Raw genomic sequence first — 15,569 nt, 5'->3', positions numbered from 1 at the left:
TAGTATTTAGTTTAACGGGTAACGTTTTGACGAATCTGTGACTTCATGAAGAGTCGAGTAGTTTCGTATTCGATATCCGCAATCATTTGTTCAAACATATGGTAACCAGCAGTTTGGTATTCAACAAGAGGGTTCAATTGGCCGTAACCACGAAGACCAACTGATTGACGGAACTGGTCCATTACATCAATGTGATCAGTCCAGTGGGAGTCAACTACCCGCAAAAGGACAACCTTTTCAAATTCGAGCATTTGTGCTGGATCATAAAGCTGCTTTTGCTTATCCTTGTAAACCTGCTTAGCGTATCCCATTAAGAAATCAACCATTTCTCGTGGTGACTTATTTGCTAAATCAGAAACGCTAATCGTATCTGGCTTAACAATTACTTCTTCAGCAAAATCAACAATTCCTTTAAGATCCCAGTCCTTGCGATCTCCAAGAGTATGTTGTTCTACTTCCCGCTGAATAGTCCGCCTAAAGATCGGCATAAGAACCCACTTTAACGACTTATCTTCAGTAATGATTTCTTGCCGTTCCTTATAGATTATTTCCCGTTGTTCACGCATAACATCATCATATTGAAGAACGTTCTTCCGGGAATCGTAGTTGTTCCCTTCAACCCGTTTCTGTGCGGATTCAACTTGATGGGTTAAGAAACGACTCTTGATTACCGCATCATCATCGTCAACCTTCATCCGTTCCAAGAAGGCCTTGATCCGGTCACCACCAAACCGTTTCATCAAGTCATCCTCAAGTGAAAGGTAGAATTGTGAAAGACCTGGATCGCCTTGACGACCAGAACGTCCCCGTAGCTGGTTATCAATTCGCCGTGATTCATGTCGTTCAGTCCCAATAACAGCTAAACCACCTAATTCACGAACACCAGGGCCAAGTTTGATATCAGTTCCCCGTCCGGCCATGTTCGTCGCAATTGTAACGGCACCACGTTGACCAGCATTTTTAATAATGTCAGCTTCTTTAGCGTGGTTCTTCGCGTTTAAGACAACGTGAGGAATATGTTCTTGATCCAATAGGTGGGAAAGGTATTCAGAAGTTTCAACGGCAACAGTACCAACCAAAATTGGTTGACCCTTTTCGTGTAAACTCTTGATCCGCTTAACAACGGCCGCAAACTTACTCTTCAATGTTGGATAAAGTAAGTCAGGTTCATCTTTCCGTTGAACAGGACGGTTAGTTGGAATTGTAATGGTTTCCATGTTGTAAATCTCACGGAATTCTTCCTGTTCAGTCTTAGCAGTCCCAGTCATCCCCGCAAGCTTATTGTACATCCGGAACAAGTTCTGGTAGGTGATGTTAGCCATGGTCTTGTTTTCTTCTTGAATCTGAACGCCTTCCTTAGCTTCGATCGCTTGGTGAAGGCCATCAGAGAACCGCCGACCTTGCATAACCCGTCCGGTAAATGAATCAACGATCAAGACTTCACCATCAGAAACCACGTAATCCTTATCCAAGGTCATAATGTAATTGGCCCGTAAAGCCTGATCCAAGTGGTGGGTCAATGCAGTATTTTCTGGATCATAAAGGTTCTTTAAGTTGAAATACTTTTCAGCCTTTTGAATTCCTTCATCAGTCAAGGCAACTGTCTTTGACTCGAGGTCAACCTTGTAGTCAACCTCATTTTTCAATGTCTTAACAAAACGATCAGTTTGCTTATAAAGCTTTGAAGTACCAGTACCTGGGCCAGAAATAATCAATGGTGTCCGCGCTTCATCAATCAAAATTGAATCAACCTCATCAACTAAGGCATAATTCAGTCCCCGTTGAACCTGGTCTTCCTTATAAACGGCCATGTTATCACGAAGATAGTCGAACCCAATTTCACTGTTTGTGGAGTACATAATATCAGCCTTATATGCTTCACGTTTTTGATCTGGTGACATCTCAGAATTATTAACCCCAACACTGCACCCAAGCCAATTATAAAGTTGACCCATTTCTGTGGCATCACGCTTTGATAGGTATTCGTTAACCGTAATAACATGAACACCCTTACCGCTAATTGCGTTAAGATAAACCGGCATGGTGGCGGTTAAAGTTTTACCTTCACCAGTCTTCATTTCGGCAATGTTACCTTCGTGAAGAACAATTCCCCCCATAATTTGAACGTGGAATGGGTAAAGACCCAAGACACGTTTTGCTCCTTCACGTGCTACCGCAAAGGCTTCTGGCAACATGTGGTCAAGATCTTCACCCTTCTTGTAGCGTGCACGAAATTCGTCAGTCTTCGCTTTTAGCTCATCATCTGACATTGCTGCCATTGGCTTAGCATATTTTTCAACTTTATTCGCGATCTTATTAATCCGCCGTAATTCACGACGATCGCTTTCAATCCATTTTTTTAGAATGTTAGCCATAAAAGCGTCCTTCCTAATTAACGTTTTTTTATTTTGTCTTGAGAAATTGCAGCTACTCAAGCCAATTTTAATTTGTATTCTAACCTTAATAGTTTACCACGTTTCGGGCCGGAGTGCGAATTCGTTACAATTCAGATGAAAATAGTTTTAAAACTAAGAAAGAGGTGGGATTAATTCCCGCCTCTTAAATTTCTATTTATTAAGCCTATTCAGCTTCGATCAAACCGTAGCGACCATCTTTACGACGGTAAACAATACTGGTTCCATTAGTTTCAGCGTCTTGGAAGACAAAGAAGTCATGACCAAGCATGTCCATTTGGAGAACCGCTTCTTCAGGATCCATTGGTTTGAGTGAGATTTGCTTTGTCCGCACGATCTTCAAGTCATCTTGACTCTCAGCATCATCATCGGTTGGGACAAATTCTAAGTTCTTAAAGCCTTTTTCACGTGACTTACGGTTAACCTTAGTCTTGTACTTCCGAATTTGCCGTTCAAGCTTATCAGTAACAAGGTCAACACTACCGTACATGTCGTTAGAAGTTTCTTCAGCCCGTAATGTAAGGTATGGTAATGGAATAGTAACTTCTACCTTGTAAGTACGGTTAGGATAAACTTTTAAGTTCACATGGGCAGTTGCTTCTACGTTATCTTCGAAGAACTTTTGTAACTTATTAATCCGCTTTACTACATAGTCACGAATTGAGTCAGTTACTTCGATATTTTCACCACGAATATTGAACTTTAACATAGTAATTTCTCCTTTCAGTTCAAGCACTTGCTTGATCTGGTATCAGAAGGACCACTCTTCTCATATCCTTAACTATATTATAGTGTAGTTAATACTATTTAACAAACAAATCAGGAGAAAATTTAAATTTTCTTAACGAGCGAGAGATAAGCTTTGGACACGCTTACTACCATTTTCATAACAAAGGGTTGCCGCGTGGTATAGTGTCCTTCCAGTTGTATAAATATCATCAACTAAAAGGACACTCTTTCCTTTGATGTTCACTCCTTGCTTAAGCAAAAATGGTTGTTTGGTTTGAAGTCGCGACTGGCGATCTTTTTTCGATTGAGCAACCTTTTGACGATTTTGATGAATGATCAGTTCGGTATATGGAATATCATCTAACAATCCAGTTACCTGGTTAAAGCCGCGGGTGAGCATCGTATGTTCAGTCACTGGGATTGGAATTAAAATATCATACTCAATGTGAGTAATGGCCTCTTTGATTGTTTCTTTAAAAATCCCCCTTAAATGGTACTGCCCCTGAAACTTATACTTTTGCATAAATTCTTTCATCGCCTGGTTATAGTGAAAAAGTGGCCGATGTTCCAAGTACCACCCATAATATTGTTGCCATTTTTGGCAATCATCACATAGCTCACTTCTTTCTTCACGTCCGCAACCACGGCAGCACTTTTCTAGGGAATAACAAATAAACTTCTGAAAACATCCTGGACAAATAAGTGGCTGCTTAAGTGGTCCAGGAGAAATGATTTTACTAATTGTTAGTTTCTGGATTAACTGACAATTACAGAGCAAGCAGTTAACCATACAGTAGTTTTCGCCCCTTCCCGTTCATATATGCAATTTGTCGCTGAGCTTCGCGAACACGTCGACTATAAGAATTAACCCAAAACATCACTTTACCTGTCGGTCGGCTTACCGAACGGCCAACACGTCCTGCGATCTGCACTAATGCAGACGGCGAGAAGACCTGATCATCTGCCCCCAAGACAAAGACATCGATCTCTGGAAAGGTTACCCCTCGTTCTAAGATCGAAGTAGTAATTAAAAAATCGTATTTTCCGTCGCGCATTGCTTGAACTTTTTCCAAGCGCTGCGGGTCAGCCGCATAAACCGTCGTAAATTTTTTATCAGGTAAAAATCGCTGCAAGCATAACAAAACTGGCTGAAGGTCGGCAATATGGGGAACAAATAGTAGACAACGATAATGGTTACTCAACGTATTTCTTATTTCACGAAGTAGACTAGTGGGCAAGTGCTTTTTGGAAAGTCCTTTACGCCAATTAAATGCCAAACATAATTTTATTTGCGGAAGCAAGTTACCATGATAACGAAGTGGAAGATAACTAACCATGAGCTTTTTATTGTGGATTTGTTGAATCAACCTTTTCCCTGGGGTTGCAGTCATAAAGAGTAAGCCCCCATCCTCTTTAATTGCTTGTTCGGTTGCGAATAAAAGCGCCTGATTAGAAGCATAGGGAAAAGAGTCAACTTCATCGACAATCAAATTATCAAAAGCCCGATAGAAGCGAAGTAGTTGGTGAGTTGTGCAGATTGTCAATTGGCGATACTGGTACTGTTGGGGTTCTCTTCCGTGAAGTAAAGCAATCGGGAAATTTGCAAAAGCCGCCTGCAAGCGTGGATATAATTCTAGACAAACATCTACCCGTGGTGAGGCAATTGCTACTCGCTCACCACGTTTTAACGCTGCCGCTATTCCAGCAAAGATCATCTCTGTTTTTCCTGCTCCAGTTACAGCCCAAAGTAATTGACGACAATGGTTATTCATTCGTTCTTTGATCACAGCCGAGGTTGCCGCTTGTAATTGTGATAATTCCCCTTTCCAGGTTAAAACTTGCTCTGGTGGTTCAAATTGATTTGGCTCTTGAACATGGTAAAATTTATCAAGAGTCGATACTCGTCCCAACGTAACGCATCGGGGACAATAATAGTGATGATTAGGAAGAGCTACAAACGTCTTACTCGTTGCCGTACCACACCGTAAACAAGTAACACTTGTCTCGTTAATCTTCATTGTTGGTAAAACTTGAATTTGTGAATCACTAATTGGAAAATTATCAATTTGAGGAAATAATACCCGTCGTCCGTAAAGCTCGTTAATTTTCATTTTTCATCCTCCTACTTTATTAATACGGAAGAAAAGCAAAAATTCACTAAAGGAGTAATAAAAATGTCAGAACCATTTCTCACTATCGCTAAAAACACTAGCAATGAGATGGTGATTAAAAAATCACGTTTTATTTGTTCAATTGCACGTGTCTCGACAGAAGAAGAAGCCCAACAATTTATTGAACAAGTTAGCACCGAAAACCGAAAAGCTACCCATAATTGTTATGCATACATGGTTGGTGACCTAGATCAAATTCAGCGAGAAAGTGATAATGGTGAACCAAGTGGTACTGCTGGTGTTCCCATTTTGGAATCACTTCAATTAGCAAAGATCCATAATGTCGTTGCTGTGGTGACCCGTTACTTTGGTGGAATTAAACTTGGTGCTGGTGGATTGATTCGGGCTTACAGTAATTCCGTAACCAACGCTATCCATAAGGCGGGATTAGTCCAACGAATTAAACAGGCTGTTCTTGAAATTACCGTTAACTATTCCCGGCATGACTCACTTCTCCATTATTTAAAGGAGCAAGGAATTGAAGTCGCTGACGAGCAATTTAGTGCTACTGTCCAAACTAATGTCTATGTTGATGAAGAAAAGGTTGACAGCTTCACAGAGGAATTAATCAATCGTTTCAATGATCAATTGACAATCAAAAAAGGAACCTCGCGTGACCACGAGATTCCCTATTTAACTAATTAAGCTAACGCAACTTCAATTATGTTTAATATAATGACAATAATCAATAAACCAATAACCCATGTGGTGGTCACCCTTGTTCGGTGATCACCACTTTTTAATTTTGCCCAATTAAGACCAAGATAAGCCACAATCAACAGCAGTGTTCCAATTATCCCAATTAAATCAGAATGAAAACCAAACCGATCTAAACTAAAGCCACCAATTAGAAATAAGCTAATGGCAAATAGTAGGCCAAAAACAATGTTTCTCTTTTTCACATTGTCCTCCTGTTCCAAGATTATTTCCCATTTTCTTTATTCATGCAGGTGGTAATTGTAACTCGCAACAACGATGTTTTGACGAGAATTAAGAACAGTACGCAGACGGACACTGGTTTGGTTATGAAGTGCCAATTGCCATGGATGCTTTGGAATAAATTGGGGAACTAAAACAGTAGTTGAGTAGTTCCGTGCAGCTGCCCGTTTAGCGATCACATCCACAAATCGTAACGTTGGTTTAGCAATTGACCGGTATGACGAGTGAATATCAACAAAGCGGACATCTGGGAATTCAGCCTTAAATTCATTAGCGGTCTTATGCTCTTTTCCTGGGTTTTCATCAAAGGAAACGTGCATTGCGATTACATAGTCACCGATTGAACGTGCATAATTGATTGCGCCCCGAGTAACCCGAGTAACATTCCCAACTAAGACAATCACCGTTGCTCCATCATAGTCGTGCAACTGGACCTTCGTCTTTTCGGCAACCCGTAATTGCTTGGCCACTTTGATATAGTGCCGGTGGATTGCGTGGAACATGTAAAGCAACAACGGCATGATGATTAAGTATGGCCAAACATTGCCAAAGTGTTGCCAGAACAACGCAACCACCAGTGCTAAAGAAATTAATGCTCCGATGAAGTTGATAAATGCCTTTCCTGGCCAGAAGCCTTCCCGTTCACGGAACCAGTGAATAATCATCCCTGATTGTGAAAGGGTAAATGGAACAAAGACACCCACAGCATAAAGTGGAATCAACATATTTGTTTGACCGTGGAAGATAAGGATCAAAATGATCGCACCCACAGCCAAAGCAATAATTCCGTTGGAGTATCCTAAACGATCCCCACGATCCATAAACGCGTGCGGCATATACTTGTCCTTCGCCATGTTAAAGGCAAGGATTGGAAAGGCTGAGAAACCTGTGTTAGCGGCAACTGCAAGTATCATTGCTGTTGACAATTGAAGGAGGTAGAATCCAATCCCGTGACCACCAAATACAGCAAGACCGATTTGTGAAAGAACCGTGGTCCGTTTATCTGGGACAATTCCAAAGTAAAAGCCGTAAAAGATAATGGCAATGAAGAAGATGGCCAGGATTGTACTCATAATTGCCAGGGTAACAGAAGCATTCTTTTCCTTTGGCTTGTTAAAGTTTGGCACAGCATTACTTACCGCTTCAACACCAGTTAAGGAAGATGAACCGGCAGAGAATGCCCGGACAAAGAGAACAAACGTCATTCCGGTAACCGGTGTCCCGTAATCAGCAGGGGCCTGATAGTGAACCTGACCGGTAATAATACTGTATGCACCCCAGAGGATCATTACAGAAATCATTATTACGAAGAAATAAACCGGAATCGTCAGGAAATTAGCACTTTCGCTCATTCCCCGTAAGTTCATAAACATGATTAAAAGAACAATAATGATGGCAATCGGTACTGAGAAACGATACAGTGCTGGCACCGCTGACGTAACTGCTTCGACCCCAGAAGTAGTTGAAACAGCAACAGTCAACATGTAATCAACCAGTAACGAACCACCGGCAAACAGGCCCCCATTGCTTCCCCAGTTCTTAGTAGCAACCACATAGGCCCCACCACCGCTTGGGTAGGCATGAATGATCTGTTGATACGAAAGAGTAATTGCTAGAAGTAAGAGTAACACGATAGCAGCAATCGGAATGGAATACCACATTGCCATTGCTGACAGGGTGACTAAAACTGTTGTAATCTGCTCTGGTCCATATGCAACTGACGAAATTGCGTCAGATGATAGCATTGCCAAAGCCTTAAATTTAGTTAAGTGGGTCTGACCCTCATCTAAAGTCTTTAACGGTTTCCCAATTAAAACCCGTTTTATATAGCGCCACATACTATCCTCCCAGTATTTTTGGAATGTAATTATTTAATAGAATTTGAACAACTGCACAATGATACAACTATTCACATTAGCTTTCAATCTGTAAAAAGATAGTGCAGTCAACTACTAGTTACTTTTGTTCAAGTCGATTATTGACTTCTTTAGCCGCAGAGTCAACCTTCGGCATTCGACTATGAATTGCCCAAGCGTAGAAGGCTAACGAAACAATAATAATCACAAGAAAATCAAATGGATATGGCAGCCAGTCACGACCGCCAAATCCTTCACTTCCAATATAGGAAATAACAGAAATGAAAATCATGTAACAGATTAGCCAAGCCGAACTCTTTAGTTGCTGTCGCCAATCTGTTTTTTGGTAACGCCATTCATAGTACAGATAGATTGGCAACCCCAGTGCAATCACGAGGATAACCTGAATGGTCGTTGGCCACATTGTCCAATAAATTGCCAACCCAGTTACCACGAAAGCAAACGGTGCTAACCACTTCATATAATTTGGAGCAAATGGCCGCTTTAAATCTGGAGCCATTTTACGAAGCGACATCACCGTCACCGGACCCGTCAGGTAAGCAATCAACGTTGAACCCGTAATAACGGTTGCTAATAAACTCCAATTACGAAAGACACTAACTAAAATCATGGCTAAAATCAAATCCGTCACCATCGCAAAACGGGGAATCATGTACCGCCGTTCTAGTCGGCCCAACCACTTTGGCAGGTGCCCGGTATGGGTCATCGCGGCCAATGCCCGTGAAGCCGTTGCCACAAAAGCAACCCCAGTACCAAATGGTGAAACAAAGGCATCCATGTAGAGTAAAATGGCAAGCCAGTTAAGACTAAGCAAAATGGCAATATCGGCAAATGGCGACGCAAAGTTAATTCCGTGCCAACCATTCTTAGCGAGTGAAGCTGGACTAACAGCACCAATAAAAGCCACTTGCAACAGAACATAGATTGCTGCGGTGATGAGCATCGAAATTAGGACCCCGCGAACAATGTTTTTATGCGGATTAACCATTTCCCCACCCATGTTAATGATAGTTTGAAAGGCATCATAAGACATGATAATTCCGGAAACAGCGGCTGCTTCAAAAATTGACCGACTTCCGTAAGGCATAAAGGTTTGGACGCTATGACCAAAGTTTTCTGTATGGAAACCACTGACTATCAACATAACAATTGTTAATGTCGGCAATAAAATTTTGAAGATCGAAATCAAGTTAGTAAAACGTGTCATCAGCTTAACCGACCAGAAATTAATTAAGGTAAAAATCACCATAAAAATAAACACAACAAACATTCCGCTTCCGGTAATATTACCATTGTGCATAAAATGGTGTGTCCAGTTGGCCCACGACCATGGCCATGAACTCATATACTGAACCGAGGCTACGGCTTCCATCGGGACAAGCGTTATCAGGGAAATCCAATTGGCCCAAGCCGCGATAAAGCCTAATAATGGTCCGTGACTATACTGAGCATAACGACTCATTCCCCCACTTTCAGGAAACATCGCCCCTAATTCAACGTAGGTCAAAGCAATGCTGATAATAATCACGGCACCGATAATCCAGGAGATAATCGCTGCCGGTCCGGCAACCTTAGCGGCCGTTCCCGCTCCAAAGAGCCATCCTGACCCAATCAACGAGTTCAGGGCTAACATCACACCAGAAAATAGGGTGATTTTATGTTGTTTCAACTCATTCATTACTTTCTTCCTCTATTTTTCACTTAGTTTCATTGTTTATTTCTATAAAGTTTTACGCAAAAACGTGTTTTATAAATAGATAACTAATCATAACACTAACTGTAACACTTTGTTCAGTTAATCTTTAAAAATCTTCAAAATTTATTGAGAAAGCTCAACTACCCCCCTAAATATTTTCGTTCCATTTGCGTCATGTAAGGATAGGTTCAATAATATAAATAATATTAAGTACAATTTTCCCTAAATCATATCTACTTTTGGAGGTGTTTAAGATGTGCACAGGGCTAAGATTCACCGATCCAGATAATCATTTATACTTTGGGCGAAACTTTGATGTTGAAACCCATCAAGATAAAAAAGTAATTGTTACTCCTCGTAACTATCCGCTTCCCTATAAATTTATAAAAGATCGGAAAACAAAAAAAGCGACTATTGGAATTGGGACGGTAATTAATAATTATCCCCTATACTTTGACTGCTATAATGAAGATGGTCTGTGTATTGCCGGCTTTAATTTTCCCCATTATGCTAAATTTAGTGACACGGTGGTAGATGAAATCATTAATCTTGCCCCCTATGAATTAATGATGTGGATTACCCAAGAGTATGCATCAGTTGCGGATGCTAAACGTAATCTCACAAAAGTTAATCTTGTTAATCAATCATTTTCAGCTAATCTTTCTGTTGCTCCACTCCACTGGCTAACCAGTGATGCCCACGAAGCGATTGTTTTGGAACAGTCAGTTCAGTATGGCCTACGCATTTTTGATGATCACATTGGCGTTCTCACTAATAGTCCCGATTTCAGCTGGCAATTAACGAACCTTTGCAATTATGCTGGTCTATCGCCACAAGATACCGAACCACAGGCCTGGAATCAGCAAAATATCATTCCGTTAGGGGTTGGTACGGGCAGTATCGGTTTACCTGGTGACAGCATGCCCGCTTCACGCTTTATTAAAACTGCTTATTTGAATGCTAATTATCCTCCAGTCAAAGGAGAAAATGCAAATGTGGCTAAACTCTTTAATATTTTGAAAGCCGTCGCCATAATTAAGGGAAGCGTAGTTAACACTCAAGGCCAAGATCAATATACTAATTACACAGCTTGTTACTCTGCACAGACTAAACGCTACTATTATAATCTCTATAATGATTTTCACCTTCACCATTGCCAACTAACTCCCGAAAATATTCACGGTCAGGAACTTGTAACGCTAAATCTTTAAGAATAAATAATGGAGCAAGATAGAAATTGGAAAAGATTTCGATCCCGCTCCATTTATATTTAACCTTTCTTTTAGGCGGCCGGCATCTTCCCCAGCGTTTTTCTGCTACAATAACTTTGAATACGAAAGGAGCGCCTATGAATTATTTCATCACAAGTCGCGAAGACGTTCATACCTCAGCAATTGAACTAGCGCAAGTCAAACGATTGCAAATATTCGATTATCTTTCGCAACCGGCAACAATCATTACCATGCTTTATAACTATGATCATTCTTCGGCGGAAAATAAACTGGGGACGAGTGGTCGCGTTATCAATCTCTTTCAGTACTACCAACATCTGTCCTACCATCCCGATAAAGAATATGATCAGCAACTAATTGATCATATTCTCAACATTCCGGGTTATCAACGCAACGCCAATCAAGCGCTAAGAGATGGCGAGATAAGAATTAAAGTAACCCTGTATCAAGATCGTCTCTACTGTGTCGATTATCTTGACCGCTATGGCTTTCTTAACCGTCGGGACTACTACGATAGTGGTTGTAAAAGCTATACGGAATATTTTGAAGATAAGGGACGGGTAGTAACGCGGCAATATTATAATGATAGCGGCCAAGTGAAGATTAGTTATCACTATCGTGGTGGTGAAGCTAACGTTCCGGTGCTTACCCTAATTCAACTCCATGATCGTGATCAAGAATTACAATTTGATACCGAAATGGAATTTCGCGCTTACTTTCTCGATCAATTAGTTGCAAATGATTCGCAAGCACTCATTATTAGCGACCGCTCAGATATGACGCTAGAAGCGTTTCGATTAATGAAGAGTCATGTTCGCCGTTACCACGTTTTTCATTCGGCATTTACAACCGATGGTCACCCTGACAGCCCTTTATCGCCCATCTATGAACCAATCACCGTAATGCTTAAAAAGGGGCAACTTACCGGCTTGATCGCTGCCACGGAACGTGAAGCGAGCGAAGCAAGTCACCGTTTTCAGACTAAAAATACATTTGCTATTCCGGTGACATTCTTAGACAATGAACAATTACGTAAGGTTATTCCAGAAGAACAACGGCAAAACGGTAACTTTATTGCTGTCGCCCGTCTCGCCAAAGTCAAACAGCTGGATCATATTATTAACGCCATCATTCGCCTTCATAAAGAATTTCCAATTGTTCAATTAAACCTATATGGGTATGGGGATAGTTGGAATCATAACCAAACCACTAACGCACTGCATAAATTAGTCGATGAGCACCAGGCAAACGCCTACATTCACTTCCAAGGTTATCATCATGATCTGACGGTAGTATACGAAACCGCCCAAGCAGAAATCCTTACTAGTGAATATGAAGGCTTTGCAATGGCATTACTAGAAGCCCAAGGACATGGTTGTCCGGTGATTAGTTACGATATTAATTATGGCCCTGCCGAAATTATCGACGGTGGGGTAAGCGGAAAACTCCTCCCCGCTAATGACCAGGAAGCACTTTACCAAGCCTTGCGGCAGTTCCTCATATCACCGGAAATCACCAAGAAGTATGCACAACATGCCCAGAAAGCAGCTGCCAAATTTTCATTGGTGAAAGTTGCCCAAAAATGGCAAGCTTTTCTTAATCAACAATAAAATTACATCTACCAAAAAAGACCTCAAGAATTCAAAGCGAATTACTTGAGGTCCTCTTTTTTAGGCGATACCATTCAGGCTCACAACATCATTACTTAAAATTATTAATTTTCATTTTTTCGTCTGAGCTTACCAAGGCCAAATGATGCTAATAAACTAGCTAAACCTAACGCCAGCAAACCTTTACTGTTTTCGTTACCGGTTCGTGGTAATGAAGCCGCTGGTTGGTGGTTAGCAGGCATTGAAACCTTTGCGGAATTAATTGACATTTGTTGTTTAGTCACTGTTTGTGATGGAGCAGTTGGTTGTCCACTCGGTTGTTCGATTGGCGTCGTTGTTGGTTGAACTGTTGGTTGTTCGGTTGGCGTCGTTGTTGGTTGAACTGTTGGTTGTTCGGTTGGTTGTTCGGTTGGCGTCGTTGTTGGTTGAACTGTTGGTTGTTCGGTTGGCGTCGTTGTCGGTTGAACTGTTGGCTGTTCGGTTGGCGTCGTTGTCGGTTGAACCGGTTGACTTCTTTGTTTGTAGATTAAGTAACCGTCAGCAATCTTGTTAGGAGTATCAGTCTTCCAAGTGTCGCTATTTGGATCGCCGTACGATACTTCGCCGTTCTTATCAGTTGAGACTAAGTACCACTCACCATCATCAGTACCACGCTTTGCAGCTTCATCAGTAGATAAGGTAATAGTTTCTGGAGTTGTAACGGCAGCAAAGTTTTGGCTATCATCTGTTAAGCCATTACTCTTATCAGCATTTACAGTCCAAGTAATTGTAGGAAGCGTACCATTATTCAATGCATCAACAAACCATTCACCATTTACATTTTGTCTAGCATTAACTCTTTGACCCGTAACAGCATCAGTATAGTAAGTGCTACTAGTCAAAGTGACATTTTGAGTTGTATCATCTTGTAATTGCTTACCATTTTCATCATTTGCTACATAGTGAATTGTCCGCGTTGCTGTCTTAGTATCAGTATGTGCAATAGCCTTATTTGTAGTTAAGTGAATTGTATATACATACTTAGCGTCATCTTCCGTCCCTTCACTATGCTTGGCATTATCAGCATTATTAATACTAATACTACCAAAGTCATCGCTTGCAACCGTGTATCCTTTACTCTTGTATTCATCAACTTGATCATAAATACTTTGACGAGTCTTCTCAGCTCGATCACGCGTGTATTGATAATCATCTCCGGCTTCTGGTACCGGATTCTTTTCATAAGTATTTAATGTCTCACCAGTTACATCATCAATAATCGAAACCTTGTATAAAGGAGCATATGGATCAAAAACGCTCATCCCTCCATTATGCAGCGGATCATTTGGATCATATTTTACAGCTGGTGCATGAGCATACTGTCCATCATATCCTTTAACCTGATAATTATCCTTATAAATATATTCAGGGAAAGTATCTGTTGTAACGGGAGTCCATTTACCATATGTCACTTGCCCATCAGTATCGACAGTCTTCGTACGCCTAAACTCAAGAGCTTGACGGCCACCATAGTGTTGCTTAGTTACATGATCGATGTTAACTCCTTCATCATTTTCATCGCTCATTCCATAATAGAAGTAACGATTTACTGTCTCTTTTGTCCCATCGCTCGACACTTCGATATCTGTATTAAAGTATACTTGATTATTGGGAACATAATCGCCAATATTTATTTGCGTATAATCTACCTTATAATTTACCGTTTGATTATCATTAAATTCCGCTCCATTAAAGAATCTTTGCCAATTATCAAGATCGGGTAGATTGTTAAATGATGCTGCTATTTCTGATTCTTCAGGTTTCCATCGTTGTGATACATCTGGAGATTTAATAGGATCAAAATTATCAGCTTTTAGTCGATTAGCTTGACTATTAAATGTAAACGTTTCGCCAGTAGTTAAATTCTTAACATTGAATATTCCGTTTTTCACCTTATTGGTAACTAGATCGAAAATAACCGTTGGCGTAATTTGATACTGTACTTTATAATCAGGAACTTCTTTTCCTTGATCATCTTGCATCGTTTCACCATTACTTGCCGATGTGTAACGATAGTGAACATTTCGAGTAAGATTGTACGTATGATATACCTTCTGCTCTGTCTGATGCTTTAAATGAATTTGAACAATCATATTTTCACTAGTAAAAGTATCAGGAGCAATATAAGTGCCATTTAGTTCATAATACCCAATATCTAAAAGATCAAGCATCCGTTTAATACTCATCGTACCATTATTGTATGCTTTCGTACCAACCTTATCGCCAACTTTACCGTATGCGTAATGATGGCCACCATCTTCACTAGGCAGATAATCTGAATAATCTACTGTCTTACCATTATCGTCATCATCTACAAACGTCAAATCAATTTTTGCATTTTGACCTTGTTTTTCACTTACATCAGCGTTTTTTGTAGGCGCAGATTGTAAGGTGATTTGTAGACTATTACCGGTCTTTTCATTTGACTTAGAAGTGGAAGTTGGCTGTTCGGTTTCTGATGCTGTCGTAATACTTTCCAGTGAAGAGACTATAGGAACGCCCTCTATAGCAGTTGATTGTGAAGCTTCAGGAGTCGTTGGTGTAACTTTTTCGTTTTTAGTGGAAGATGCCAAAGTATCATCTGGAGAGGTAGTGTTACTCTTCAACGTTACCTGTTGACTATTAGCCAACTTACCACCATCTTCATTATTGGTATTACTGTCAGGAACTGGTGCTGAAGTTGTTGCTTCATCAGCGTGCGCTACTGTACCTCCCCCAATGATAAAAGTAGTTCCTAGTAAAACAGATGCAACGCCAACAGAAAGCTTTCGTAAGCCAAATCGTTGTCGTTGTTTTTGCATGCGTTTTAAATATTCATGTTGATTATTTTTAGACATTTGTTTTACCCTCCCAATATATAAG

The 15,569-nt window shown here is 40.6% G+C and carries 11 protein-coding genes; 3 read left to right on the top strand and 8 right to left on the bottom strand.

The genetic code is table 11. The annotated features are described in order from the left end of the window. Positions 1–11: 11 nt before the first annotated feature. From secA to NFR46_RS04760, 4 genes are all read right to left on the bottom strand, one after another. A complete protein-coding gene (secA, locus tag NFR46_RS04775; RefSeq protein WP_251575165.1) occupies positions 12–2,375 on the bottom strand; it encodes a preprotein translocase subunit SecA in 2,364 nt (787 codons plus the stop codon). Positions 2,376–2,580: 205 nt separating this feature from the next. Then, complete coding sequence (gene hpf / locus NFR46_RS04770) at positions 2,581–3,123, bottom strand: ribosome hibernation-promoting factor, HPF/YfiA family (protein ID WP_251575163.1); 543 nt, start codon at positions 3,121–3,123, stop codon at positions 2,581–2,583. 132 nt (positions 3,124–3,255) lie between these two features. Further along, positions 3,256–3,933 (bottom strand): ComF family protein, encoded by a 678-nt coding sequence (locus NFR46_RS04765; protein ID WP_251575159.1) that lies wholly within the window; start codon positions 3,931–3,933, stop codon positions 3,256–3,258. Beyond that, complete coding sequence (locus NFR46_RS04760; protein ID WP_251575158.1) at positions 3,926–5,254, bottom strand: ATP-dependent helicase ComFA; 1,329 nt, start codon at positions 5,252–5,254, stop codon at positions 3,926–3,928. The genes NFR46_RS04765 and NFR46_RS04760 overlap by 8 nt, the downstream gene beginning before the upstream one ends. Positions 5,255–5,317: 63 nt before the next feature. On the opposite strand from NFR46_RS04760, the gene NFR46_RS04755 reads away from it, so the two are divergent. Next, positions 5,318–5,959 carry a YigZ family protein gene (locus tag NFR46_RS04755; RefSeq protein WP_251575156.1) on the top strand — a complete coding sequence of 214 codons (642 nt, stop codon included), beginning with the start codon at positions 5,318–5,320 and terminating at the stop codon, positions 5,957–5,959. Here NFR46_RS04755 and NFR46_RS04750 read toward each other — a convergent pair. From NFR46_RS04750 to NFR46_RS04740, 3 genes are all read right to left on the bottom strand, one after another. Next, entirely contained in the window at positions 5,956–6,216 is a 261-nt protein-coding gene (locus NFR46_RS04750) for a hypothetical protein (protein WP_251575155.1), read from the bottom strand. The genes NFR46_RS04755 and NFR46_RS04750 overlap by 4 nt on opposite strands. 36 nt (positions 6,217–6,252) lie before the next feature. Further along, the gene (locus NFR46_RS04745) at positions 6,253–8,091 is read right to left on the bottom strand and encodes an APC family permease (RefSeq protein WP_251575154.1); all 1,839 of its coding nucleotides are present in this window, start codon (positions 8,089–8,091) and stop codon (positions 6,253–6,255) included. Between the two features lie 118 nt (positions 8,092–8,209). After that, complete coding sequence (locus tag NFR46_RS04740) at positions 8,210–9,808, bottom strand: APC family permease (RefSeq protein WP_251575153.1); 1,599 nt, start codon at positions 9,806–9,808, stop codon at positions 8,210–8,212. Between the two features lie 272 nt (positions 9,809–10,080). On the opposite strand from NFR46_RS04740, the gene bsh reads away from it, so the two are divergent. Both bsh and NFR46_RS04730 read left to right on the top strand, forming a co-directional pair. Next, complete coding sequence (bsh, locus tag NFR46_RS04735; protein ID WP_251575152.1) at positions 10,081–11,037, top strand: choloylglycine hydrolase; 957 nt, start codon at positions 10,081–10,083, stop codon at positions 11,035–11,037. Between the two features lie 137 nt (positions 11,038–11,174). After that, the gene (locus NFR46_RS04730; RefSeq protein ID WP_251575150.1) at positions 11,175–12,668 is read left to right on the top strand and encodes a glycosyltransferase; all 1,494 of its coding nucleotides are present in this window, start codon (positions 11,175–11,177) and stop codon (positions 12,666–12,668) included. Between the two features lie 104 nt (positions 12,669–12,772). Here the strand turns inward: NFR46_RS04730 and NFR46_RS04725 are convergent, their stop codons facing one another. Continuing rightward, positions 12,773–15,544 carry a YSIRK-type signal peptide-containing protein gene (locus NFR46_RS04725; RefSeq protein WP_251575149.1) on the bottom strand — a complete coding sequence of 924 codons (2,772 nt, stop codon included), beginning with the start codon at positions 15,542–15,544 and terminating at the stop codon, positions 12,773–12,775. Positions 15,545–15,569: the final 25 nt, after the last annotated feature.

The sequence above is a fragment of the Limosilactobacillus agrestimuris genome (assembly GCF_943193105.1).
Lineage (GTDB): Bacteria > Bacillota > Bacilli > Lactobacillales > Lactobacillaceae > Limosilactobacillus > Limosilactobacillus agrestimuris.
Note: the sequence above shows the minus strand (reverse complement) of the source record. Positions and strands in the feature narration are given on the sequence as shown.